The organism is Algibacter mikhailovii (assembly GCF_014651495.1).
GTDB lineage: Bacteria > Bacteroidota > Bacteroidia > Flavobacteriales > Flavobacteriaceae > Algibacter_E > Algibacter_E mikhailovii.
On sequence record NZ_BMWZ01000004.1, the window covers coordinates 458,114 to 482,750 of the forward strand.

Consider the following 24,637-nt stretch of genomic DNA (forward strand, 5'->3'; position numbering starts at 1 on the left):
CTCTGTTTTTAATTGGTTAAACCGTCATTGAAAACAACTGTGAATCCGGTTGTTTTCTCTGTAATAACACATCAAATGCCATACAAATGTTTCTCACAAATAGCTGACCTTTTGAAGTAACTTCTATAGTTCTATTTCCTATTTGAAGTAATCCGTCCTTTTCCATTTCTTTTAAAAGAATTAAACTATCAGGTAATTCTGTAAAATATAAATCATCAGAATGCCATGAGGTTTTAAATTGACACATTAAATTTAAAATATGTCTTCTTATTTTCAGATCTTCCTCATTTAATATGTGTCCTCTATATACCGGAATAGTATCTTCTTCTAATAGCTTATAGTAACTTTCAATATCCTTGACATTTTGAGAAAAGCCATACCAACTATCGCTTATAGATGATACACCTAAGCCAATCATAGCTTGCGTTTTAGAGGCTGTATAGCCCATAAAATTTCTATGCAAATTACCATCTAACATGGATTTATGCAATCCATCAGTAGGCAAAGCAAAATGATCCATCCCTATTTCTTCATAACCTACTTGTCCCAATAATTGCTTACCAAGTTCGTATTGCTTTCTTTTTAAATCGGCTGAAGGTAAATCACTATCGTTAAACCCGCGTTGTCCATTTCCCTTTATCCAAGGTACATGCGCATAACTATAAAAAGCAAGTCTATCAGGCAATAAAGATTTAGTTTTCAAAATTGTTTCCTTTACATGTGCTAAACTTTGAAAAGGTAAACCAAAAATAATATCATGTCCTACCGAGGTATAACCAATTTCTCGAGCTAAATCAGTGGCCGCTTTTACATTTTCAAACGGTTGAATTCTATGAATAGCTTTTTGCACTGTTGGGTTATAGTCTTGAACACCATAACTTACTCGCCTAAACCCTAAATCATAAAGGGCTTGTAAATGTTCTCGAGTTGTATTATTAGGATGCCCTTCAAAACTAAACTCATAATTCCCCGCGCGTTCTGCTCCTTCTAAAATCCCCTTAATCAAAACCTTTAAATGATCTGGACTAAAAAACGTGGGGGTTCCACCACCTAAGTGCAGTTCTTTTATAATGGGCTTCTTATCAAATAAGGCTAAATACAAATGCCATTCTTTTAAAACAGCCTGAATATAAGGCGACTCAACACTGTGCTGCTTAGTGATACGTTTATTACATCCACAAAACGTACATAAGCTTTCGCAAAATGGTAAATGAATATAGAGACTTATGCCCTCCTTGCTGTTACTTTCTTTAAACGATTTCACTAAAGAACTTTTCCATTTATCCAAAGAAAAAGTTGCATTATCCCAATAAGGAACCGTTGGATAACTGGTATAGCGAGGACCCGCAATATTATATTTATTGACTAATGAATTAAACATACCTAACATTTAAACCTCAAAATTACATTTTTTAATGCCTTTAAAATATGATATATGTCATGGGAGATATTTGCAATTGGTTCATATATCCCGTAACTTTCGCTTAAATAAAAAACATCGAAAAATGAAAAAATTAAGCATCTTACTAATTGTTTTAGTCTTAGGGTTTACAGCGTGTAAAAACGAAAAAAAAGAAAGTAATACCGATACTAATGTAGAAGCAACAACATCTGAAAAATTTATAATAAAACCAGAGGCCACCTCAGTAACATGGACTGCATACAAGACCACTGATAAAATTGGTGTTGGTGGTGAATTTACCACTATAAATTTTGAGGAACAATCAGGATCTACGCCACAGGAAGCATTAAATACATTAAGTTTTTCAATTCCTATTAGCAGTTTATTTACCAATGACCCAACAAACACTAGGGATGGAAAGATTAAAACATCATTTTTTGGTGAAATGTTAGACACAGACTTACTTAAAGGAACCATTACCTATGAAGACGCAAGTGATATTGTAGTTGTTGCTCTTAACATGAATGGCGTTACCCATAATTTACCCATGGATATTATAATCACTGATGAAAGACGTGTTTCTATTACAGGCACTATGAATCTTGCAGATTGGAATGCATTAGATGCCCTTGCTGCACTAAATAAAGTGTGCTTTGATTTGCATAAAGGACCTGATGGCGTGAGTAAAACTTGGGAAGATGTGGCTATTGAAGTGAACACCTTTTTACGTAAAAGTTAAGAAGAAGAATTCAGGCCATAATTAAACTTAGTATGGCCTTATAAACGTAAAATAGTCCCAGCATTTCTCCATTAAATTTGTAGAATTAAGAAGTGTTGGGATTTATGAATATTAGTCCATTTAAGTGTATCATGAAAGTTGGGGATAGGAATGATTATTAAAGCCAATAATTCAAATATCATTTCATGTAATTGCTGAAACATCATATTTTACAAACGACAGCTTAGCTTGTGCCCGCGTTATAGAAACTTCTTTTTTTGTAATTTCCTCCGAAAACAATCAATTAACTTCAATAAAAATGAGTAATGACTCCTACGACAGTATAAAAATCCAGGAATGGCGCGATCGGTTAAAATTTTTATGTGATATTGTTTTTGCTACGGCCATGACGATCATGATTTTAAATATTAATATTCCTGATTTTGGACACATTACTAGTGCCGGTGCGCTAACAAAATTCCTTATAAATGAACTGAATAATATGCTAGGCTTTTTTATTTCCTTCATCGTTATAGCAGTATATTGGCTAAAACATTTGGAACATTTTAGCTGTGTTAAAATTGTTGATCAAAATTTTATTTGGCTTCAACTTCTATTTTTAAGTTTTATCATGCTTATACCATTTTGGAACACCTACATGGATCGTTTTCCTGACAATATTGCTATAAAAGTATTATTAAGTTTTAATATGGTACTTATTGGGCTCTTTTCTTTTCTAAGCCTTAATTATGCCTCAAACCCAAAGCATCAACTTATCCATGATGACATTTCTAAAGAACTAATTTCAAATACAAAACTACAGATTTTAACGGAGCCTCTAATTGCCATTCTCGCTGCTGGACTAGTTTACTTAAACCCCATACTTTGGGATATATCATTTATTTTAGTTCCTGTTTTATTCATGCTTAGAAAAAAATTAGTTAAAATAAAATACTTTAAAAAAAATTAAAGGCCCTTACATTTGGGTAATCAAACGCACGCTTGATTTATAATTTTTAAAAGGTTTCAATTAGAAATACAAGTATTGTCCTTAATTATTACATTTACAGTATAATTGCACACAAGTTATGAACCCATCATCAACTGGTTGGATAAAAAAAATACTCAATGAGGTCCCAAAAAACAAGCTTTTCTTAAAGTATAGTGAAGAGCATTTTTATGACGGTTTACGGGACAGTGGTTTTATTTATGGCAGTAATTTTAATATTGTTTTTGATATTTTTTCTAAACGCGATTTAACCGAAGAAGAATTAAGTAAAACCAATCTCATTTTATGCTTATTTTACACACATGCTCATGCTAAGATCAATACAGGTTTTGTTGATAGTCTTATTGATTTTTACACCGCAATAAATGAAGTTAAAACATCCATTTTTCGGGAGTTATTAGGGGAAAAGAGATCCAGTGAACAACTGGAAAAAATAATTCATAAACGGGTTCAAATAGATGCCAATGTTCTCACTAAAAACTTTAATTACTTCGTCATTAACGCACTATTATATGTTGATGTTTTAGGCTATACTGAGTACCTAAAACAAGGAAGCATATCAATTAATTACATCAAAAAGCTTGAATCTACAATAGTTGCAATAACGCTTGATGTTTTAAATTCTAAGGCTACTAAAAACGAATATGATGATAGTTTAATCAAACTATTTGAGTCCTCCTTAAGGTACCATAATAACAATGATATTGATTATGATAAAGCGGTTCAAAACATAAATTCTAAAAAAGAGAAGTATTACATCTTAGATCTAGCATGTATGGCAACATGGAGTGATCAAATGATAGATCTTAATGAGCAAAAATTTTTAGAAAAACTGGGCAACGATTTACAATTAAGCCCTTACAGAATTGAGCAATCTATTAAAGTTGTAAATCAATTCTACAGTACCAATAAGGATAATATTGTGCTATTGAGCTCAAAGAACATTGTTCAAAGTTTCTATAACAATTCAAGCAAAATGGTATATAAGCTAATCAGTAGAAATAGTAAACGCTTATATCAAGAAATAAAAGATAGTAAAGAACTCATGATACTTATTTCCCAATCAACAGTAAGGGACTTAACCAAAGAGGAGCAAAAAAAGGTTCAAGAGCAATTATTAGATATTTTTAAATCCATCCCCAGTTTGGCTATTTTCTTATTACCCGGTGGCGCCTTATTACTACCTCTAGTTGTAAAGTTTATTCCTAAACTACTGCCTTCTGCGTTTGACGAGAATCGAATTAAAGACTGAGGCATCTTAACTCAGAAATACTGAGGATGAACCCATAAGTTATCAATCTACGTGGTATACTATACTTTTACTAATATTTTATTGAAGTTGCCGTAAATTTTCTATACTTTTAAGTATTATTTATCACCAACATTTCAAACTAAATTCTTCTTTTTCATGAAAACAAAAATACTATTTATGGCCCTGATTGGGGCTATTATTACCTGCAATGCACAAAATAAGCAGTCCGACAATATGGCTTCGACAAGTAAAGCCAACATTGACCGCAGCACATTACCAATTCAACCGCCACCGCGTGAACCAGTAACAATAATGGATGCCCGAGATGTTGAAAAGCCAGAAACTTTTTAAATTTCAGCCCCAGAAGGCGCACCAAATATCGTCGTTGTTTTAATAGACGACATTGGCTTTGGAGCCACCAGTACATTCGGAGGTTCAATAGAAACGCCAACATTTGACATGTTAGCAGAAAACGGATTAAAGTTTAACCGCTTTCATACTACGGCGCTATGTTCTCCTACAAGAGCATCTTTGTTATCCGGAAGAAACCATCATAACGTGAATGTCGGATCGGTTATGGAAGTAGCTACAGGGTTTTATGGAAATCAAGGCATTAGACCAGATAACGCAAAATACTTTGCTGAAACACTCAAACTAAACGGATACAGCACTGCCGCTTTTGGAAAATGGCACGAAACAGCTACTTGGGAAGTTTCAGTCTCAGGCCCTTTTACAAGGTGGCCTACTAACTCAGGATTTGACAAGTTTTATGGATTTATTGGGGGTGAAACCAACCAATGGGATCCTGTAATTTTCGATGGTGTTACCAAAGTGAGTAAAAAGGACGACCCCGATTACCATTTCACTACAGACATGACTAACGAAGCCATTGAATGGGTGAAATTCCAACAAGCCATGACACCCAACAAACCTTTTATGGTGTATTATGCAACAGGAGCCACACATGCACCTCACCATGCTCCTAAAGAATGGATTGAAAAGTATAATGGTAAATTTGACCAAGGCTGGTTAAAATTACGAGAAGAAACCTTTGTCCGTCAAAAGGCCATGGGCGTTATTCCTGAGAACGCACAGTTGGCTCCAATGCCAAGCGATATTAAAGACTGGGAATCATTAAGTAAAAAAGAAAAAGAGCTTTTTGCATTACAAATGGAGACTTTTGCAGGATTTGCAGAACACACTGATCACGAAGTTGGGAGGCTTGTAAAGGCCATAGATGACGTTGGCGAACTTGAAAATACGCTATTTATTTATATTATGGGTGATAATGGTTCTAGTGCAGAAGGTGGTCTTGAGGGGACCTACAACGAGCTTGTTCACTTAAATGGAATTTTTGATGAAGAGACTGTTGACTCTATGCTGGAACATGCTGACGATTGGGGTGGACCAAACTCTTTTCCTCATTTTTCTGCAGCTTGGGCAGTTGCTACAGATGCCCCTTTTAAATGGACCAAACAAATGGCAGCCGATTTTGGAGGAACTAGAAATGGCATGGTAATGCATTGGCCAAAAGGCATTAAAGCGAAAGGCGAAATTCGCTCTCAGTGGCACCACGTAAATGATGTTGCTTCTACAGTACTAGAGGCTACTACCCTGCCTGAGCCAAAGTCTATAAATGGGGTTAAACAAATACCAATGGATGGCGTAAGCATGTTATATGCAGCTGCTGACAAGGATGCTGCAGAAAGACATACAGTGCAGTATTTTGAAATGTTTGGAAATAGAGCCATATATAGTAATGGTTATTTGGCACGTGTGGTACATATGGTTCCTTGGGTAGGCAAACCAAGAGGGAAGTTTTCAGAAGAAAAATGGGAACTCTACAATATTGAAGAAGACTTTAGTTTAGTTAATAATATTGCTGCAAAGCAACCTGAAAAATTAGAAGAATTAATACAACTTTTTGAAAAAGAAGCCATAGCCAATAATGTCTACCCTTTAGATGACAGACTTTATGAACGCTTTAATGCAAAAATAGCAGGACGACCAGATTTAATGGGTGATAGAAAATCCTTAACCCTTGCACAAGGCATGGAAGGCATGCTTGAAAACACCTTCTTAAATGTTAAGAACAGCTCAAAAACTATTGATGCTAATGTATCTTTAAAAGGTCAAGACAAGGGTATTATCTTATGTCAAGGTGGTAAATTTGGAGGATGGGCACTTTATATGAATAATGGGAAGCCCGCATACACCTACAACTACTTTGGTTTAGAAAGTTACACAATAGAATCTACAAAAGATATTAAAAGCGACAAGGCCAACATAAAACTACAATTTGATTATGACGGCAATGGCACGGGTAAAGGCGGTGTAGCAAAACTATATGTAGATGGTGATTTGGTCGCTGAAGGACGTATTGAAAAAACACAACCAGCAGTTTTCTCTGCTGATGAAACGGCTGATGTTGGTAAAGATGATGCTACCCAAGTTGTAGATAAAATTTTTAAAGATATTGATGATTCGGAATTCACAGGATATATTGATAATGTAACCATTAGCATTCCTTAAGTGCATTTTAATAGTGATAACTAAAACTTAAGACGGGTATTAAAATAAACCACAAAAAGTATTTATATTTTTTGTGGTTTTCTGTTTAAGTTCTTAAAATCAATAATTTTGAAGGAGTCTTGTGACAATACTAAATTTGCATTTACACCGTCTTAATCTCGAACAGCTTAAGAATTGATGTTTAAAATTTAATTTATTGATAATATTTCCATTAGATTTACAACCAATAAAGCACTTTACACATGAAATCATATACAATTCAAGAAATCAACGATTTTTTAAACGGCGAATTAATAGGAAGTACGGATCAACACATTGACGGGCCTGAGGAATTACAGAAGGCAAAAACCAATCATATCACTTTTATTGGCAGCACTAAATATGTAAAATATTGGGCAGACTCTAAAGCTTGTGCCGCTATTGTAAATGCTAATATAAAAATAGAACCTGATGATAAGCGTGCCTTAATTATAGTCCCTAATGCAGATTTAGCAATGGCTAAGATATTAGAACTTTTTAATCCGCCGGCACCAGAATTTGAATTAGATATCCACCCAACAGCTGTAGTCCATGAAACAGCAACAATTGGTGAGGGAAGTAAAATAGGTGCTAATTGTTACGTTGGAAAAAATGTGGTTCTTGGCAAAGGGGTTACTTTATACCCTAATGTTTGTGTTTTTGATGAAACTATTATAGGCGACCAGACTATTGCTTGGTCAGGCACAGTAATTAGAGAACGTTGTATTATTGGCAGTCATTGTATTTTTCATACTAATGTAAGTATTGGAGCTGATGGATTTGGCTATAGACCTAGTGATGATGGCCGTGGTTTAGTTAAAATCCCTCAAATAGGCAATGTTATTATTGGTCACTTTGTTGAAATTGGTGCCAACTCATGTGTTGATAGGGCTAAATTTAGTTCAACAATAGTAGGAGATGGCTGTAAGATTGACAATTTAGTTCAAGTAGCACATAATAGTGTTATGGGACGCTCTTGTATTATGGCCGGTCATAGTGGGCTTGCTGGATCAGTAACCTTGGGCGATGGTGTTATTATTGGTGGCAGTGCTTCTATTAAAGATCACACTACCATACATTCTGGTGCCACTGTAGGTGCTGGTTCTGGGGTTATGAACGATGTGGCTGCTGGACAGACGGTTTTAGGTTACCCAGCCCAAGACGCCAAGAAAATGCTAAAACAATGGGTAGCCATGCGACGATTAACGAAATAATGAATCCTGAATGATTCTTGTTTTTCCATATAAATCACACCTGTATTTCAATAAAAACTTAGAATATTGGTTTATAGACACTATTTTAAGTTAATAATTTCAAAAATAAAAGTTATCACGATACGCCTTTACTTCTTCTAACTATGAATAAGACAAGTAATTTTAAAACCCTCATTTTTTTAATAAGCTCGATTTTTAGCATTAGCAATTCTTTTTCTCAGGATACTGTTGAGAACGGCAAATACAGAACCTTCTCTATAAATGGTAAGTCCGGAGCACATATCTATTCAGGAAAAACCTTAAGTGATGAAATTCAATATGGTTATGGTGCATTAGATTTGAGATATTCTTGGCAACCTAGTACAGATACGGAGTGGTCTAGAGACACTGGCTATGCGGCATATGGTATTGGGTTTTACAGTGCTACATTAGGTGACCCTCAAATATTTGGTAACCCCAATGCACTTTACGGATTTGTCAATTTCTTTTTAAGTAACCCATATAGAAGAAACACTTTAGAAATAAGCCCTGCATTAGGTCTCACCTATAACCTTAATCCGTTTGACCCTGAAACAAATCCACTTAATGATGCTATTGGCGCTAAAATGGCTGTCTATTTTAGTGTTAATTTTGGAGGTGCTTATAAAGTAAACAGGGAGATCGACCTACTATACGGTATTGATTTTACACATTTTAGTAACGGAAGAAGTTTTACACCCAATTACGGACTCAATATGTTTGGATTAAATGTAGGTATGCGTTATAATCTAAATGCGCAACAAAGAAAATATGACAACAACCCATATACTGCAAATGTATTACCAGCTCGATTTCAAAGACTTGCTCGTCCAAAATCACCTAAAAACGAGTATAACAATTCTTTAGACTTATATGCCAGTATAGGAACCAGTCAAAACGACTCTAATGCAGGCACAAGCCATCGTTACGGTAACTTTTCTGGTATTATAGATTATAGGCACTACTTCAATAAAATGCATGGTGTAAGCGCCGGTATTGATTTTATGATTGACGGCTCTTTGGCGGAGCAATACCCGGATCCGGCTGATCATTTTTTATTAGGTGTTCATGGAGGTTATGATTTTATGTTTTGGAGATTTGGAATTCGTGTCCAGTTAGGAACCTACTTGAATGATGATAGAGGAAAAGGAAATTTCTTTCTACGACCAGCCATTCAGTATGAAATTTCCAAAAACATTTTTGCTCAAATGGGCTTAAAAACAACCAATGGTGCTGCAGCTGACTGGATAGAGTTTGGCATTGGATGGAAGCCTTTTAAATGGTGATTTGATACCGTTTAATACGTTGTTAAATTTAAAACTATTCTAACCAGGCTTTAAAACTTTTAACCCGTTCGCGAGCAACAATAACATCTTGCTCATTAAAAGCGTTAAGTTTTATTTGTAACCGCGAGTTGGTATAACTAACCATATCTTTTATTCCATTAATATTAACCAAGAATTTTCTACTTATTCGAAAGAAGGTTTGCGGCTCCAATTCGTCTTCCAACTGATCTAGAGTAGAATCTAAAAGATAATTTCTACCCGTGGAGGTATATAAATAAGTGCCTTTATTCTCACTATAAAAACATTCGATCTCGTCTACATTTATGAGTTTTAAATGCTGCCCCACCTTTACCGAAAACCGTTTCTTATAGGCTCTATCAATAGGATTTACAAGCAGCTTTTTAATGTCATTAAAATCTAATGTAACAGCTTGTTTTTGTGGCGCACGTTCTTGGTATTTTTTTACAGCTACTTCTAAATCTTCATCATCAATAGGCTTAAGTAAATAATCAATACTATTTAATTTAAAAGCCTGAAGAGCATACTCATCATATGCCGTTGTGAATATAATAGCAGACTTAATATCAATGGTTTCAAATATCTCAAAAGATAATCCGTCACTTAATTGGATATCCAGAAATATTAAATCCGGGTGCTCATTATTTTGAAACCAATCTATAGATTCTTCTACAGAATGCAGCATAACTTCTATTGACAATCCTAGATTCTCAAGCATTCGCTGTAAACGTCTTGCCGACGGTTTTTCATCTTCAATTATTAATACTTTCATCCTTTTTTTATTCCCACTTTGTGGATTTAGTCTCCTTATTTATAAAATCTTGTACTTTTTTATTCTCCCACTTTTTACTAAAAAACGTTTTATTCTTGAATACGCTTAATGCATGAAGTATTATAAATCCTCCCCAAGCAATCATAATAGTAATGTTGAACCACGTGAAAAAGTCCCTATACTCATCTTCCACGATAACCAAATTATAGCAAAGTAGCACAACCATTATGACATATCCAATTAAATGAAAATAAAACATTTTAAGCTTTTTAACTTTGTTCTTAGCTTGAATATAGCTTTGCTCTTTATTTTTATTCTCTTCCATATCTAAAGATATTTACTGCCCCCTCTATTATCTTTCTCCATGTATTCTTTTATTTTTCGCTCCTCCCAAGATTTACCAAAAACTAAGTTCTTCCCAAATATGCATAGTGCATGAATACCTAAACCGATCCCCCAAAATATTGGTGTGGCAAAGGTGCCGAAACTCCAAAATGATCCGCCATTAAACACTACCATACCTACTATAAAAATATTTACTACGGCATACCAGAATGCATGCCAATAAAAACCTTTTAACTCCTTTACACGTTGTTCTGCCCTTAAATAGGCTTCTTCCTGTTGATACGATTTCTTATACTGTTCTATACCTTGATTTTTCATAATATTCTTTTTTTAATCCCAATTCTTTTTTTCCTCCTCCATATACTTCTCAATTTTCCTTTTTTCCCAACTTCTTCCAAAACCGCCATCATCTACAAAAACTCTAAAAGCCTGAATGGTTAATCCCAGTCCCCATCCAAAAATAGGAAACCAAAACCAATGAAATTGTGGCACTGTTTTCAAGTTAACAAATATTAAAAATGGGATTACTAAAAAATATGAACCGAGGCTATAATAAAAGCCTTTAAGTTCTTCAACGTGCTTACGTGCCCGTATATAATTATCGTCTATTTCTGGTTTTGATTGTGGTTTCATGATTGATACTTGTTTTGTAAGCATAGGCACTGCTACCGCAAAGCGCTTAGCTTCTTTTATGATATTTACTTTTTTGTCTGTTAATAAATTATAACGTTGTTGAATATTACTTAAGCCAACCCCACTACTCTTTTTAACTATTTGTTTTGGTTGAAGGTTATTCTCTACAACAAGATTATAGCCATCCTCATAAATCTTAATGTGTAATGGTTTAGATACGGTGACCATGTTGTGCTTCACCGCATTTTCTAGCAATAATTGCAAAGATAAAGGCACTACTTTACTTTCTGGATTTATTGAATGTTCTGGTGAACTAAATATGATGCTATCTTCAAATCGCATTTTCAATAAAGACATGTAAGTTTTTGCAAACTTCAACTCTTCATCTACGGTAACCAATTCTTTATTTTTTTGTTCCAACACATACCGATAAACTTTAGAAAGTGAAGTAGTAAATTTTTGTGCACTATCCGGATTTTCTTCAATTAAGCTTGTTAATACATTAAGACTATTGAATAAGAAATGCGGGTCTAACTGATTTTTTAAGGCATCAAATTTAGCACTAGCCGTACCGGCAATAACCTTTTGTTCTTTAATTCTATTCTGCTGATAACGATTATAAAAATAGATGGCATGAAAAACGCTGAGAATAATAATGGTTATCCATAATCCAAACTGATAATAACTAAATCGCTCTCTCTCAATGAAATCTTTAAAAGGAACCCCAAAATAGAAAACTGTTGTTGCAACTCTTAAGGCAAACAATCCAATTAAGGTAATTATTACAGCTCCAAAAAAACCAATTAGGACACGCTTAACCGTATCATTCTTTCTCCATCCTCTATTGGCCATATAGCCAAAAAAGGCCATGTTAGAATATCCTAGTACAAAGGAATACAATTGATAAAACGCAAAACTTTCAAAAAACTCTTTGGAATCTTCAAACTTAAATCCATCTTCCATAATGTTGCCTATGATAAAGACCACGCAACCTATTACTATGGTAAGAATAATATTTTTCAATTGTTTCGACATGATATAATTGTTAATCTCCTAAATTATTTAGTGCAGCTTTCTAAAACTTGTTCCGCTCTTTCTTTTCCCCAATTAGGGTGAAATGGTGTTTCTGGTTTAAAGTTAGCAAAAAGTTCTATCGAACGCTCCATATCTTTACAAAATGGTGCAGTATCTTGCCCAAAATATTTAGCACTTCCCATATCCCACTCTGCTTTACAATATGCCACTCGGGGATTGTTTGGATCAATTTGAGCCGCTTTCGTATAGAGTTCTACAACCTTAGGAGACAAGGTCATCCCATAGGTAGCTCCATCAAATGCCACCCATGCGGTGTGCAATAAGGCTTGAAGCACCATGATTTCAGGATTGTCTTTAGAAATTGCCGTAGCATCATTAATTAAATCTTGGGCTTTATTTAATTTTTGAGTAAGTTTCTCTTTATCCCTTTCACCAAAACTTGATGTAATGTTTATTTGTGCTGCGTAATATGGTGGAAGCCAATTATCTGATTCAGCTCCAGCAATGCGTTCAAAAAGATTTGAAGCCTCTACCGTTTCGTTAGTTTGCCAAAGTCCAAATGCCTTTTGCATCCCTTTTTCATAATTTGTTTGTGCATTCAGATAAACTGAAAATAAAAGTGTACTTAAAATAATTAAATGTTTCATGATTAATATGTTTATGTTATTTTGATGACACAAATATCTCTATTATACCAACCTTCAAAAAAAGAGAGCTTCTGAATTGTCAAATTTTAAAGACGAATTGTAAATCAAAAACATAGCTCATAGAAAAAGGTAGTTTAAAATTGCTAAACTACCTTTCTCCTCCACTTGCTATAAACCTTTTTCAATTAAATACTAACCTTCCTGAAATTTGAAAAAGATAGGAATAGCATACGCTACTTTTACGGGTTTACCCCGTTGTTTTCCTGGTTTCATCTGAGGTAACTTTTTTATAATGCGCTCAGCTTCTTTCTCTAATATTTTATCTGGACCTCTTGATCTAACACCGGTAATATAGCCCTTTGAATCTATAATAAACATGACGGAAACCCGACCTTGCATGCCTAAATCTAAGGCCATCTGTGGATAATTAAAATGCGCATTGACATGTTCCTGCATTTTTTGTTGAAAACACTGTTTTGTTTGAGCTTTTGACAAATCTTCACACCCCGGAAATACAGGTACATCCTCGATAATTGCAAAAGCTACCTGGACGTCTTCTTCAACTTCTTCAACAACAATCTCACTAACCTCAACAGGTTCTGCGATAGCAGTTTCCTGAGTAATTTCAGTACTTTCAATAATAGTTTCTTCAACCTCTTCTGTATCTTCAACCACCTGTACCGACTCACTAACCACAGCTGCTGGGGGTGGCGGTGGTGGCAGGAGTTCTGTGTTAATAATTGGTATTTCTTCCTCAAATTCACTTTGCATATCCACAATGCCTATATCAACTTCATTGTATTCATAGGTTTTATATTCTAATACGCTCCATGATAAGAGTAACATTAAGTTTAACCCGATAGCAAAATAGATACCGCTATTTCTTCCTATCTCTAATTGCGGGTTTTTTTTAGCTTCCATGATAATGTTTTTATTAGTTTATAATCACCAATAACCTGGCAAACTAAAATTATCATATTATCACTAAAATAACTATGATATTTATCATATCGCAAATTAACAAACTATTACTAAGAATTTATCAATAAAACTTATTATATAGTAGCTTTACAGCATAATTATACACCATTTGAATTCCCCATAAACTAGCTCTACAAATTATCTAATTGATTACTCTTTTTATCATCGCTAATAGTCCAAAAGAATCCCACAAAGAAAAACTGATCGGCGGCAGGTTGTAAAGCACGTCTTGCGAAATCACCATTCATATCAGGGGTATTAGCGTATTGATAGCCATTAATATTTTTAAACCCTAAAGCATTATTAACGGAAGCATATAGTATTTTTTGAGGACTAATTAAATAGGCCCAGTTTAGACTTAAGCTGTTATAGGGTTTTGTTTTTTCATTCAGGAAGCCAGACTCATTTGGATTGGTATAGGTTCTACCAGATGCAAAACTATAGGCAAAACCAACTTGACTGCGCCACTTATCAATCCAATATTTCCCAACGACAGACAAGTTATGTTTATTTGCAAAATTTGGTTGCCCTTGTGCCGGATAGTTCTTGTAATCGCGTTCTGTATCAAGAAAAGAATAGCTTAGCCAATAATCAAAGTTTTTAATACTGTAGCTATCTCTCCAAAATAAATCAACACCCTTTGCATAACCGTAACCAGCATTGCTAAAATCACTTGAAAAACTTGGAAATTCTTCATCATATTTAATTAAATCATTATAGTCTTTATAATAAGCTTCGGCTCTAAATATTCTACGCTCCGCATTATACTGATAATTTAAAATATAGTGCGTCGTATTTTGTGATTTCACATCTTGCGTAAACTTTAAAATATTACTTGACGGGTTTTGATAGAAATTCCCGTAAGCTAAAGACAGTTGACTTTTAGATGATATTTTTGAAGCTAATGACAATCTAGGTGCCAATGTAAAATCTTTAAAAACTGAACTGTACTCTCCCCTAATACCAGCCTTAAAAGCAAGGTTTTTTGAAATAAAGATATCCGCTTCGGTAAAAGCCGCTACCATATTATCTTGGTATCCATAGTCCAAGTCTTCAATTAAATCATTCCCATAAGTTTCTTCAAAATCAGTAGAGAAGAATTCAACACCCATGTATAACTTAAAGCGATTACTAACTCTGTTTTTCAATTTCAATTTGGCATGAAACGCATTATCAATACTATAAATCTTTTGATCCATAACTCCTTGTTTATTATTAGCACGCGTGTAACTTCCACCACCAAAAATACTCCATTGACTATTTAATACGCCTTGATAAGAACCGTTAACATATAAATTATTATTGTTCAACTTATACCTTAACCCCTCTTCAAAATTGATGTCTTCCTGAATTAGCTCAAAATTTGTAGCATCAAAAGCCGCATATAATTTAATAAGACCTGCATTGGTTTTCTTTCTAAAAACCGTTTCGCCAGAAGCCATCTCATAGGGTTTTATCCAATCGTTTCTATCTGGGAACAAGGCGATATATGGTGCTAAATTAATGTATGATGCATTAACGCTTATTGAGCTTTTTTCCCATTTCTGCGTGTTACCCAACGCACCTCCAACACTCATAATACCAATATCTGTTTTTTCTTGATCGGGTTCATCTATAGTATTCAGCAATAACACACTGGATAAGGCTTGCCCATATTCTGCTGAATATCCTCCGGTTGAAAAGGTAATTCCATCAAATAAGAATGGTGAATATCGCCCTCGTGAAGGAATATTATTTGTTGTTGGCGTATATGGTGAAAATACGCGTATACCATCAATAAATATTTGTGTTTCATCAGCATCACCACCTCTAACAAACAACCTACCATCTTCAGCAACCGTTGTTGTTCCTGGTAAGGTCTGCAAAGCTCCAACAAAATCACCCAATGCACTTGCGGTGGTTACCACATCTAAAGGGTTTAAAACATTCACTTTACTATTGTCTCCCGCCGAAAACGTACCTGCCGAAAGCACCACAGCATCCAGGGTATTTACATCAGGCTTTAATTTCACCTCAATATCCTTCATATAAGATACATCGCCAACCATGGTAAAGCTTTCATAAGACAAGAATGAAACAAGGAGGGTCTGAGTTCCTGCTTCCGTGGTGGTAAAAGAAAACACACCATTCGCGCCTGTAGAGCCTCCATCATAGGTGCCTTCTAAATAAATATTTGCCCCAACTATGGGTTCCTTTTTTTCATTTAAGACAACGCCATTAATAACCGTTTGCCCTTGTACATGGCTTACAAATATGAGAATTAATAATATGGCTAGCTTTTTCATAATATACAGTTTGATTTTTTTTGATGATGACATTGCTTTATTCAATAATTTGAGTACAAATATGTCTCACAGGTTTACCTTATAAAACTCTTATGTACCGAACTGTAAAAAAAGAATGATGAATTGAAACTTTCTATATCTAAACAATCAAAAGATCACAAACACAAAAACACTGATTATCAGATCATTTGAAAAAACCTAAAGTGTATGCAATATTTTTATATTTTTATTTCATTTAATTCCTGTAACAATTATGACGATTTACCTACTTACAGAATAACTAAACCATCACATTGAATAAAGAACTAGAACATAGTTTTGTTGAATTACTTGAAAAGCACCAAAATATTGTGCACAAAGTATGTCGTTTATACACCAATAATTATGATGCGCATAACGACTTATTTCAAGAAATAACTATACAACTTTGGAAAGCTTATCCGAAGTTTAGGGGAGACTCAAAATTTAGCACATGGATGTATCGTGTTGGTTTGAATACAGCAATTACGCTATATAGAAAGTCGAAACGTACAATTAAAACGCAAGATTATGAGGGCGTAGCCTTTAAAATAAAATCTGAAGATTATGACGATACCGAAGAACAACAATTAAAAGTATTATATAAGGCTGTACACCAATTGAATGATATAGAAAAGGCTCTGGTGTTTTTATATTTAGAAGACAAAGATTACAGAGAGATTAGTGAAACATTGGGGATTAGTGAAGTAAATGCACGTGTGAAGATGAATAGGATTAAAAAGAAACTAAAAACCATATTAAATCCGTAACACTATGGATGAATTAGATTTATTAAAGAAAGACTGGAATAAAGAAAAGGAAGAAAGCAAATTATCTGCTAAAGACATCTATCCCATGTTGTTGAAAAAGTCTTCCTCTATTGTTAAGACGCTGTTCTATATTAGTATTGCAGAACTTATATTTTGGACCTTGGTTAATGTGCTTCCCTTTTTCTTATCGGAAACATATAGAACTCAATTAGATCATGTTTACACAAATAAGACAATATTAGCGTTATTGAATTTCTTTAGCTACGCAGTCATATTATTGTTTATTTATTTGCTTTACAAATCCTATAAATCAATTTCAGTTACAGATAATGCCAAGAAGCTCATGGAGAGCATTATCAAAACAAGAAAAATAACAAAGTACTATGTCTTGTACAATCTTGTTGTTGCCTTTTTAGCTATGGTGGTAGGTTTATATTTTGGTATTCAACAGAACCCAGATATCTCAAATAAATTGGCTCAAGCAGGTAGCACAGAAACCTTTATAATTTATGCTTCAATTGTTTCTTTTACCGCTATTTTTATAGTATTACTATGGCTGTTTTACAGACTGATATACGGGCTATTATTAAAACGTCTAAACCGGAACTATAAAGAACTTAAGAAGCTAGAATTTTAAAATAAGGGATTAATTTCTATAACATCACCAGGTAACATGGTGTTAAAATGAATTGAACCTATTCGCACTCTAACAAGCCGTAGGGTTGGAAAACCAACTGCCGATGTCATTTTTCTAACTTGTCTAAACTTGCCTTCATTCAACGTAATTGACACCCATGATGTGGGGCCGTGCCTATCATCACGTATTTTTTTTGAACGCACTGGAAGATCTGGGACCTGCTCAAGCTTAAAGACTTTACAAGGTTTCGTTTGATACTTTCTACCTTCAAAACCAATTTCAACACCCAATTGTAATGCTTCTATGGCTTCTTCAGAAATATCGCCATCAATTTGTGCGTAATACTCTTTCTCTATTTTTTGACTATTAACTAGGGCACTCATTTTGCCATCTGTAGTAAGCAACAATAGTCCTTCAGACTTTTCATCTAAACGACCAATAGCCATTATACCCATGGGAAAATTAAATAATTCACCCAAAAACTTCTTAGATTGCTGCTTTGAGTCCTGACTTTTAAATTGACTTAAAAACCCGTAAGGTTTGTAAATCACATAATGCCTGTGCTGATTATTAAGCATTTCCATTTAAAATACTATGCACCAAAGTTTTGGTAGGTTGTTTTCCATTTAATTTAATGCGGACGGTTTCAAAACTCATTTTAAAATCGCAGCCACTTTTATAGGCTGAGCAGCCATAAGCCGTTTTCCCTTTTATAACGGTGCCTTTTTGGCATTTAGGACAAACCAATTCATTCGGAGTTTGCTTCAAACTAGATGGCTTAGCTTCTAATTTTAATTTGAAATCTTCATCAAATCGCAACAAACCTTCAACTGTTCCAGAATCCGTCTTGAATCCTTTTAGATTAACTGTTGACCCTTTTTGAAGTAATCTGATATATTGCTTTTCTGATATTTTCTTTTCGCCAAACTTAAATGGTAACACGAAATTACAGCCTGATTTATAGGCCGAACATCCATAAGCTGATTTCCCTTTTATAACCCTGCCTTTTTTACACTTCGGACAAACCTCTGTCATTAAACCTGATGTCTTTTTAACCTTTGCGTCTTGAGAACGCTGTTGAATGACATTTGCTTGTGAAATGTTAGCACGCTGAGTTTCACTGCGCACTTCATAAACTAAGGCGTCTACCATACGCTTCATATTTTTTATGAAAGCCCCTGCGCTAAAATCTCCTTTTTCTATATCTTTTAACTGCTTTTCCCATGACCCCGTTAACTCGGCTGATTTTAGCAATTCATTTTGAATTGTTTCAATTAGCTGTATACCAGTTACCGTAGGTAAAACCTGTTTTTTATTTCGTTTTATATATTTTCGTTTGAAAAGGGTTTCAATAATATTGGCCCGTGTAGATGGTCTACCAATACCATTTTCCTTCATTAAATCACGTAACTCATCATCATCAACTTGCTTCCCTGCAGTCTCCATAGCTCTTAATAAAGAGGCCTCTGTAAATTGATTTGGTGGTTTAGTTTCTTTCTCTAAAAAAGACGGTTGATGTGGGCCGCTCTCCCCTTTTTCAAAAGTGGGTAAAAGTCCTGTTTCCTTTTGTTTAGCATTAGCATCCTCAAAAACGATACGCCAACCTTTTTCTAAAATTTCTTTACCCGTAGTTTTAAATGGCACTTTTGCTGCTTTACCAATCACCGCCGTATTTGCAACAATACAATCATCATAAAACACAGCAATAAACCGTTTAACAATAATATCATAGACTTGTTGTTGATTGTATTGCAAGTTTGTTTGCATTCCCGTAGGAATAATAGCGTGATGATCGGTTACTTTTTTATCATTAAAAACTTTAGCTGATTTCTTTATTTTTTTAGTTAAAAGCGGTTCTGTTAAACGTGAATAATTTGTCAATTTTTTAAGAATACCGGGCACCTTAGGATAAATATCTGTAGGTAAAAACGTGGTATCTACTCTGGGGTATGTTACTACCTTTCGCTCATATAAGGCTTGAACAATCTTTAAAGTTTCATCAGCCGAAAATCCGAATTTGGTATTACAATACACTTGAAGTCCAGTTAAATCAAATAACTTAGGCGCATATTCTTTACCTTTCTTCTTTGTAATAGATTCAATTTCAAAATCACTTTCTTGTACTTTATTTGCTAAAGCTTCTCCTTCTTCTTTTTTAAGAAATCGGCCCTCTTCATAACTGAACAAGGTATCTCTATAAAGTGTTTGGAGTTCCCAATACGGTTGCGGTTTAAAGTTTTCAATCTCCTTAAATCGATTAACCACCATGGCTAATGTTGGGGTTTGTACTCTCCCCACAGACAACACTTGCTTGTACCCACCATGCTTAACGGTATATAACCGTGTAGCATTCATTCCTAAAAGCCAATCTCCTATGGCCCTAGAAAATCCTGCATAATACAAATTGTCATAATCTGAACCGGGCTTGAGATGCTCAAAACCTTCTTTAATAGCTTCTGTTGTTAACGAAGAAATCCATAAGCGCTTTACTTCTCCTTTGTATTGAGCTTCATTCATTACCCAACGCTGAATAAGCTCTCCTTCTTGACCTGCATCCCCACAATTTATGACCAACTCAGCCTTATCAAATAACCCTTTAACAATTTTGAATTGCTTTTGAATTCCGGCATTTGAAGATACCTTAGTCTCAAATTTCTCCGGAAGCATGGGCAGATTATTCAAATCCCAACTTTTCCAATACGACTTATAATCATTAGGCTCTTTTAAGGTGCACAAATGACCAAAAGTATAGGTAACCGCGTAACCATTTCCTTCGTAATAGCCATCATGCTTTGAATTAGCTCCTAAAACGGCAGCTATCTCTCGGGCAACACTTGGCTTTTCTGCAATACAAACCTTCATTTACACAACTTAAAGTAAGACATGCAAAATAGACATTTTAGCGAGTTTAAAACAAGAGATTTATTAAGAGTTATTAACGAGTTTTGAATCGAACCATGTCGTTCTTAACACGCTTAAAACTAAGATTGTCTAAGCGTGTAATTCCAAGTAAATAGGTTAAAAATTCCGATACTTAAATAAGAATTAAGATGTTTTGAGTTTAATTTCTTTTTAAACCTTATGGATGATTTATTAAATCGATCAGTTATACTATATTTCCTATCCCTGCCTTTTTTTTCTAAATACCTGTAAGATTCATACCTTAAGTATGGGGCCAAATTCCTGCCTCTATATTCATGAAAAGTCCACATATATGAGAGATAAAACTCATTTGGCTTTAATTTAAATTCTCTACCCTTAAAGTTAAAACCTTCTAGCCCAATTAAATTATATGCCGCTATTTCGCCTTCAGTTTCTAAACCAAGACATATTTGCCCTTGTTTCATGCTTTTGGTAACATCCTCCAAAGAGACTGATGTATTTCCCTGATTAATAGCTATTACTTCATCAATGGACAATTCGCGAACTGTATATTTTGAAGCATCGCCTTTTATCTTTGGTTGATTGCAAGGCTCATGTTCTTCTTGAACCCAATAATACAACATTATATCTAAGCCTAATCGTGCTAAAAAATTTCTTGATGCGAATAAAAACAAGTCATTTTTAATGGCATGTGAAATCTTATCCCACACTGAGTAGTGTTTCTTGTGTTCCATTTTCATTGTTTTTAAAATTTAATGCTCTACCGTACAATCCATGACCTGGTTGTAAGTTCATTTTTGCTCTAAACTCTCTTGGAGACATTACACCACGTTCATTGGCCTTAGCAATTAAATGAACCCGTTTTAACAAATCTGAATTAGTCGCTAACCGCGTTCTCTCCGTATCATACCAGATATTATCTTCAAGGCCTACACGTACACCGCCATCTATAGCGATTGCAAGAGAATTCATTTTTAATTGATCGGTTCCTATCCCAGCTAAGCTCCATAAAGATTTTTCTGGAAGATCATTAATCATTACTCCTGAGTGTAATAAATTTGCCTGAGAACAAGCTATATTACCAAACAGCAGATTAAAATAATGCGGTGCCTTAATCAATTCTTTTCGTTCTAAATATTTAGCATAATTAATCATACCAACATCAAAGGCCTCTAACTCAGGAACAATACCTTTTTCTTTCATTATTCTGGCAAGATTGGCTACCGTTTCAGGTGAATTAACACTGGCTGTTTTATTAAAATTTAAGGAACTTAAAGTCAAACTACCCATATCAGGCTTTAATTCACCTTCTAATAATAACGGGTCACTTCGTTTTTCTATCTCACTAAAATCTCTTCCACTCAATGAAACGCAGATAACAAGCTCTGGAGCAAATTTCCTAATGCCCGCTATCATTTCTCCATATATTTCCTTTTTATAAGTAGGAACACCGGTGATTTCGTCTCTGGCATGTAGGTGCACCATGGTAATGCCAATCTCTACAGCTTGTCTAACATCTTCTACTATTTCAGCAACACTTACAGGAACGTGAGAAGTCATGCCCTTGGTTGGAATCATACCTGTTGGGGTAAAATTTACAATTAAATTATTTTTCATATGATTTAGGTTAAGTTACTATATACCCGATGTATATTTTTTTAAAGATAATTACACCCTTCTCATAAAATCGAAAATTTCGATTAAATCAAATATAATATTGATAATAGGTTAAAATAAATACGGTTTTATGACAGCACGCAGATTTCTCCGTTTAATTGCCCCCTTTTGTTATCAAAAAAATAATTAGATATATTTCATCAACTAAAACACTCACTTTTAGAGACATACGACTCAAAAACAGAAACCTCAATATGATATTCTAGATAGCCCTATTAAAACTAGAGTGAATAAATAATACAACGTAATGCTTGCCTAGGAACCGCGTCAAAGTTCACCCCAGGTTAACTGGAATAATGAAAACCTTGCAGGTTATTACAACCTCGTATTTCCTTATTCCTTATCTAGAACACTCAGAGCCAATCGGATTTTAAAATAATCTAATTCCTCATTAAAATAATCAAAATAGGGTCGTAAGGCTTTTGGTGCTTTTAATTTCGCCTTGGCCTTTTTTACAGCATCCACCTCTCCTTTTGAAACAAAATCATAAATATCTATAGCTTTTCCTGAGCTATATAATTTAGCCATATGTGAGTAAATGGTTGTTATTGACAATTTGCGTTCCACAGAAATATCTTCAATGGACAATCCGGATTTATATAACTCATACGTCTGTAAATGGGTTGCTGTCTTTTTATACTTATTTACTTTAGACCCCATAAAATCCATAACCTCAGCAATAAAAGCCTCACCATATACCTCTAATTTCCGCTGGCCAACCCCACTAATAGTTAATAAATCAGCGGCACTCATGGGTCGTTCGCGCTCAATCTCTTTTAAAGTGGCATCACTAAACACCAAATAAGCGGGGATGTCTTCCTCTAAAGCCAATTCATATCGCAATTGACGAAGCCGTTCAAACAAACCTTTAGCTGTTTTTTTTGCTGATTTTGATTTGGTTTTGCGTTTAGTACGTTCTTTTATAGTAGGCTGAATTATATGGACAGGTTTGGCTAAAAACACTTTAGCTCCTTGAAACAATACTGTTTTTGAAAATTCAGTCAATCGTAACGCATTATGCTTATGAAACGCTATTTCACAAAACCCTTGATTTATAAGCTGAATGGTTAAATGTTGCCAATCTCGATATGAGATATCTTTTCCAATACCAAAAGTTTTTAAAGTATTATATCCTTTTTCTAAAACAACAGCATTTTGGGATCCTCGAAGCACATCAATAATCATCCCAATAGCTTCTGATTCCTTAAGTCTATAAATGGCTGATAATATTTTTTGAGCTAGAATAGTTCCGTCAAAAATTTCTGGTGGATTTTTGCAAACATCACAATTCCCGCAATTCTCGGCAAGCAACTCCCCAAAATAACTAAGTAAAATTTTTCGCCGGCATGTTGTGGCTTCGGTAAATTGTTTCATGCGATCCAATTTCGCTATTTGAATAGCTTCATTAGAAGCGCCATTTGCAAAATTTCGCAGCTGAATTACATCAGCATAACTATGAAATAATAGCGCCTTTGCCTTTAGTCCATCACGCCCTGCCCGGCCAATTTCTTGATAATAACCTTCAATATTTTTAGGCATATTATAATGAATCACCCAACGTACATTAGACTTATCTATACCCATCCCAAAGGCGATTGTTGCGCATACAATTTTAGTACGATCATTAACAAACGCTTCCTGTACTTTTGTTCGGTTTTCAAAACTCAAACCAGCATGATAAGCCTTAGCAGAAATACCTTTAGCTATTAATTTTTTTGATAATTGCTCTGTTGTTTTTCGGCTTAAACAATAAACAATACCTGATTTTTCAGGATTTTGTTTTATAAATTTTGTTATTTGTGACACTCTATCTTCTGCAGGGCGGACTTCCAATTCAATGTTACTTCTATCAAATGAAGACATAAATTGTTTGGCGTGCCTAATACGCAATTGCTGTGCAATATCGCCTCGAGTTGCCCTATCGGCGGTAGCTGTTAATGCAATAAAAGGTGTATTGGGTAATACTCTTTTTAAAAAACCTAGTTGTTGGTAAGAGGGTCTAAAGTCATGTCCCCATGAAGATATACAATGTGCTTCGTCAATGGCAATGCAACTGATGTACTTTTCATTTAAAATATTTTGCAATGCCGGCAAACTTTCTGGAGCCACATAAAGCAATTTTATTTCAGAGGCAATAACCCGTGCTTCAATACGAGACTGTTCGTCCTGACTTTGACTGCTATTAAAATAAGAGGCCGATATGCCATTGGCATTGAGTCCGTCCACTTGGTCCTTCATCAGTGCTATTAATGGGGAAAGAACCAAGGTAACACCTTGAAACATTAAGGCTGGTAATTGAAAACATATGGATTTCCCACCACCTGTTGGCATGATGACCAAACAGTCTTTTTTTCTTAGAACGGTTTCAACAATGTCTTGCTGATTTTCCCGAAAACTATCATAACCGAAATACCTTTTTAGATTAGAATATAAAGCATCTTGAGTATTTGTGGCTTGCATTTAGCTAGAAATAAAAAAACTTGGTAA

22 protein-coding genes are annotated in these 24,637 nt (G+C 34.6%); 9 read left to right on the forward strand and 13 right to left on the reverse strand.

Annotated features, from left to right (window positions below):
- Nucleotides 1–16 precede the first annotated feature (16 nt).
- Nucleotides 17–1,381 (reverse strand): oxygen-independent coproporphyrinogen III oxidase, encoded by a 1,365-nt coding sequence (gene hemN, locus IE051_RS10755; RefSeq protein ID WP_189360778.1) that lies wholly within the window; start codon nucleotides 1,379–1,381, stop codon nucleotides 17–19.
- A 124-nt stretch (nucleotides 1,382–1,505) separates the two neighbouring features.
- Here hemN and IE051_RS10760 point away from each other — a divergent pair, with 124 nt between their 5' ends.
- The 7 genes from IE051_RS10760 (at nucleotide 1,506) to IE051_RS10790 (ending at nucleotide 9,449) form a co-directional block, all read left to right on the forward strand.
- Nucleotides 1,506–2,141 (forward strand): YceI family protein, encoded by a 636-nt coding sequence (locus tag IE051_RS10760; protein WP_189360779.1) that lies wholly within the window; start codon nucleotides 1,506–1,508, stop codon nucleotides 2,139–2,141.
- 298 nt (nucleotides 2,142–2,439) lie between these two features.
- Nucleotides 2,440–3,090, forward strand: a complete 651-nt coding sequence (locus IE051_RS10765) for a TMEM175 family protein (protein WP_189360780.1) — start codon at nucleotides 2,440–2,442, stop codon at nucleotides 3,088–3,090.
- Between the two features lie 118 nt (nucleotides 3,091–3,208).
- Complete coding sequence (locus tag IE051_RS10770; RefSeq protein WP_189360781.1) at nucleotides 3,209–4,381, forward strand: LETM1-related biofilm-associated protein; 1,173 nt, start codon at nucleotides 3,209–3,211, stop codon at nucleotides 4,379–4,381.
- A gap of 177 nt (nucleotides 4,382–4,558) precedes the next feature.
- A complete protein-coding gene (locus IE051_RS10775; RefSeq protein ID WP_189360782.1) occupies nucleotides 4,559–4,732 on the forward strand; it encodes a hypothetical protein in 174 nt (57 codons plus the stop codon).
- Between the two features lie 27 nt (nucleotides 4,733–4,759).
- A complete protein-coding gene (locus tag IE051_RS10780; protein WP_262891392.1) occupies nucleotides 4,760–6,913 on the forward strand; it encodes an arylsulfatase in 2,154 nt (717 codons plus the stop codon).
- Nucleotides 6,914–7,155: 242 nt separating this feature from the next.
- A complete protein-coding gene (gene lpxD, locus IE051_RS10785) occupies nucleotides 7,156–8,145 on the forward strand; it encodes a UDP-3-O-(3-hydroxymyristoyl)glucosamine N-acyltransferase (protein ID WP_189360783.1) in 990 nt (329 codons plus the stop codon).
- A 143-nt stretch (nucleotides 8,146–8,288) separates the two neighbouring features.
- Nucleotides 8,289–9,449, forward strand: a complete 1,161-nt coding sequence (locus IE051_RS10790; RefSeq protein WP_189360784.1) for an acyloxyacyl hydrolase — start codon at nucleotides 8,289–8,291, stop codon at nucleotides 9,447–9,449.
- 34 nt (nucleotides 9,450–9,483) lie between these two features.
- Here IE051_RS10790 and IE051_RS10795 read toward each other — a convergent pair whose 3' ends face one another.
- From IE051_RS10795 to IE051_RS10825, 7 genes are all read right to left on the reverse strand, one after another.
- Nucleotides 9,484–10,239, reverse strand: coding sequence for a LytR/AlgR family response regulator transcription factor (locus tag IE051_RS10795; protein ID WP_189360785.1), 756 nt, complete (start codon nucleotides 10,237–10,239; stop codon nucleotides 9,484–9,486).
- Between the two features lie 7 nt (nucleotides 10,240–10,246).
- Nucleotides 10,247–10,564 (reverse strand): 2TM domain-containing protein, encoded by a 318-nt coding sequence (locus IE051_RS10800; RefSeq protein ID WP_189360786.1) that lies wholly within the window; start codon nucleotides 10,562–10,564, stop codon nucleotides 10,247–10,249.
- A gap of 2 nt (nucleotides 10,565–10,566) precedes the next feature.
- On the reverse strand, nucleotides 10,567–10,902 hold the full coding sequence (locus tag IE051_RS10805) for a 2TM domain-containing protein (protein WP_189360787.1): 336 nt from the start codon (nucleotides 10,900–10,902) through the stop codon (nucleotides 10,567–10,569).
- Between the two features lie 12 nt (nucleotides 10,903–10,914).
- On the reverse strand, nucleotides 10,915–12,252 hold the full coding sequence (locus IE051_RS10810; RefSeq protein WP_189360788.1) for a 2TM domain-containing protein: 1,338 nt from the start codon (nucleotides 12,250–12,252) through the stop codon (nucleotides 10,915–10,917).
- A gap of 23 nt (nucleotides 12,253–12,275) precedes the next feature.
- Nucleotides 12,276–12,899, reverse strand: a complete 624-nt coding sequence (locus IE051_RS10815) for a hypothetical protein (protein WP_189360789.1) — start codon at nucleotides 12,897–12,899, stop codon at nucleotides 12,276–12,278.
- A 192-nt stretch (nucleotides 12,900–13,091) separates the two neighbouring features.
- Complete coding sequence (locus IE051_RS10820; RefSeq protein ID WP_189360790.1) at nucleotides 13,092–13,820, reverse strand: energy transducer TonB; 729 nt, start codon at nucleotides 13,818–13,820, stop codon at nucleotides 13,092–13,094.
- A 191-nt stretch (nucleotides 13,821–14,011) separates the two neighbouring features.
- On the reverse strand, nucleotides 14,012–16,165 hold the full coding sequence (locus IE051_RS10825; RefSeq protein ID WP_189360791.1) for a TonB-dependent receptor: 2,154 nt from the start codon (nucleotides 16,163–16,165) through the stop codon (nucleotides 14,012–14,014).
- A gap of 293 nt (nucleotides 16,166–16,458) precedes the next feature.
- Here IE051_RS10825 and IE051_RS10830 point away from each other — a divergent pair, with 293 nt between their 5' ends.
- Nucleotides 16,459–16,953, forward strand: coding sequence for an RNA polymerase sigma factor (locus tag IE051_RS10830; protein ID WP_189360792.1), 495 nt, complete (start codon nucleotides 16,459–16,461; stop codon nucleotides 16,951–16,953).
- A gap of 4 nt (nucleotides 16,954–16,957) precedes the next feature.
- Nucleotides 16,958–17,590, forward strand: coding sequence for a DUF8845 family protein (locus tag IE051_RS10835; RefSeq protein WP_189360793.1), 633 nt, complete (start codon nucleotides 16,958–16,960; stop codon nucleotides 17,588–17,590).
- Here the strand turns inward: IE051_RS10835 and IE051_RS10840 are convergent.
- The 5 genes from IE051_RS10840 to recQ form a co-directional block, all read right to left on the reverse strand.
- Complete coding sequence (locus IE051_RS10840) at nucleotides 17,587–18,168, reverse strand: pseudouridine synthase (RefSeq protein WP_189360794.1); 582 nt, start codon at nucleotides 18,166–18,168, stop codon at nucleotides 17,587–17,589. The genes IE051_RS10835 and IE051_RS10840 overlap by 4 nt on opposite strands.
- On the reverse strand, nucleotides 18,161–20,452 hold the full coding sequence (locus tag IE051_RS10845; protein ID WP_189360795.1) for a type IA DNA topoisomerase: 2,292 nt from the start codon (nucleotides 20,450–20,452) through the stop codon (nucleotides 18,161–18,163). Before IE051_RS10845 ends, IE051_RS10840 begins: the two co-directional genes overlap by 8 nt.
- A gap of 119 nt (nucleotides 20,453–20,571) precedes the next feature.
- Nucleotides 20,572–21,207 (reverse strand): hypothetical protein, encoded by a 636-nt coding sequence (locus tag IE051_RS10850; protein ID WP_189360796.1) that lies wholly within the window; start codon nucleotides 21,205–21,207, stop codon nucleotides 20,572–20,574.
- On the reverse strand, nucleotides 21,173–22,090 hold the full coding sequence (locus IE051_RS10855; protein ID WP_189360797.1) for a beta-keto acid cleavage family enzyme: 918 nt from the start codon (nucleotides 22,088–22,090) through the stop codon (nucleotides 21,173–21,175). Before IE051_RS10855 ends, IE051_RS10850 begins: the two co-directional genes overlap by 35 nt.
- A gap of 393 nt (nucleotides 22,091–22,483) precedes the next feature.
- Complete coding sequence (recQ, locus tag IE051_RS10860; protein WP_189360798.1) at nucleotides 22,484–24,610, reverse strand: DNA helicase RecQ; 2,127 nt, start codon at nucleotides 24,608–24,610, stop codon at nucleotides 22,484–22,486.
- Nucleotides 24,611–24,637: the final 27 nt, after the last annotated feature.

Excerpts from the sequence above, each read along its gene's own strand:
- hemN (WP_189360778.1), bottom strand. The coding sequence starts at position 1,381 with ATGTTTAATTCATTAGTCAATAAATATAATATTGCGGGTCCTCGCTAT.
- IE051_RS10760 (WP_189360779.1), top strand. The coding sequence starts at position 1,506 with ATGAAAAAATTAAGCATCTTACTAATTGTTTTAGTCTTAGGGTTTACA.
- IE051_RS10765 (WP_189360780.1), top strand. The coding sequence starts at position 2,440 with ATGAGTAATGACTCCTACGACAGTATAAAAATCCAGGAATGGCGCGAT.
- IE051_RS10770 (WP_189360781.1), top strand. The coding sequence starts at position 3,209 with ATGAACCCATCATCAACTGGTTGGATAAAAAAAATACTCAATGAGGTC.
- IE051_RS10775 (WP_189360782.1), top strand. The coding sequence starts at position 4,559 with ATGGCCCTGATTGGGGCTATTATTACCTGCAATGCACAAAATAAGCAG.
- lpxD (WP_189360783.1), top strand. The coding sequence starts at position 7,156 with ATGAAATCATATACAATTCAAGAAATCAACGATTTTTTAAACGGCGAA.
- IE051_RS10790 (WP_189360784.1), top strand. The coding sequence starts at position 8,289 with ATGAATAAGACAAGTAATTTTAAAACCCTCATTTTTTTAATAAGCTCG.
- IE051_RS10795 (WP_189360785.1), bottom strand. The coding sequence starts at position 10,239 with ATGAAAGTATTAATAATTGAAGATGAAAAACCGTCGGCAAGACGTTTA.
- IE051_RS10800 (WP_189360786.1), bottom strand. The coding sequence starts at position 10,564 with ATGGAAGAGAATAAAAATAAAGAGCAAAGCTATATTCAAGCTAAGAAC.
- IE051_RS10805 (WP_189360787.1), bottom strand. The coding sequence starts at position 10,902 with ATGAAAAATCAAGGTATAGAACAGTATAAGAAATCGTATCAACAGGAA.
- IE051_RS10810 (WP_189360788.1), bottom strand. The coding sequence starts at position 12,252 with ATGTCGAAACAATTGAAAAATATTATTCTTACCATAGTAATAGGTTGC.
- IE051_RS10815 (WP_189360789.1), bottom strand. The coding sequence starts at position 12,899 with ATGAAACATTTAATTATTTTAAGTACACTTTTATTTTCAGTTTATCTG.
- IE051_RS10820 (WP_189360790.1), bottom strand. The coding sequence starts at position 13,820 with ATGGAAGCTAAAAAAAACCCGCAATTAGAGATAGGAAGAAATAGCGGT.
- IE051_RS10825 (WP_189360791.1), bottom strand. The coding sequence starts at position 16,165 with ATGAAAAAGCTAGCCATATTATTAATTCTCATATTTGTAAGCCATGTA.
- IE051_RS10835 (WP_189360793.1), top strand. The coding sequence starts at position 16,958 with ATGGATGAATTAGATTTATTAAAGAAAGACTGGAATAAAGAAAAGGAA.
- IE051_RS10840 (WP_189360794.1), bottom strand. The coding sequence starts at position 18,168 with ATGCTTAATAATCAGCACAGGCATTATGTGATTTACAAACCTTACGGG.
- IE051_RS10845 (WP_189360795.1), bottom strand. The coding sequence starts at position 20,452 with ATGAAGGTTTGTATTGCAGAAAAGCCAAGTGTTGCCCGAGAGATAGCT.
- IE051_RS10850 (WP_189360796.1), bottom strand. The coding sequence starts at position 21,207 with ATGGAACACAAGAAACACTACTCAGTGTGGGATAAGATTTCACATGCC.
- IE051_RS10855 (WP_189360797.1), bottom strand. The coding sequence starts at position 22,090 with ATGAAAAATAATTTAATTGTAAATTTTACCCCAACAGGTATGATTCCA.
- recQ (WP_189360798.1), bottom strand. The coding sequence starts at position 24,610 with ATGCAAGCCACAAATACTCAAGATGCTTTATATTCTAATCTAAAAAGG.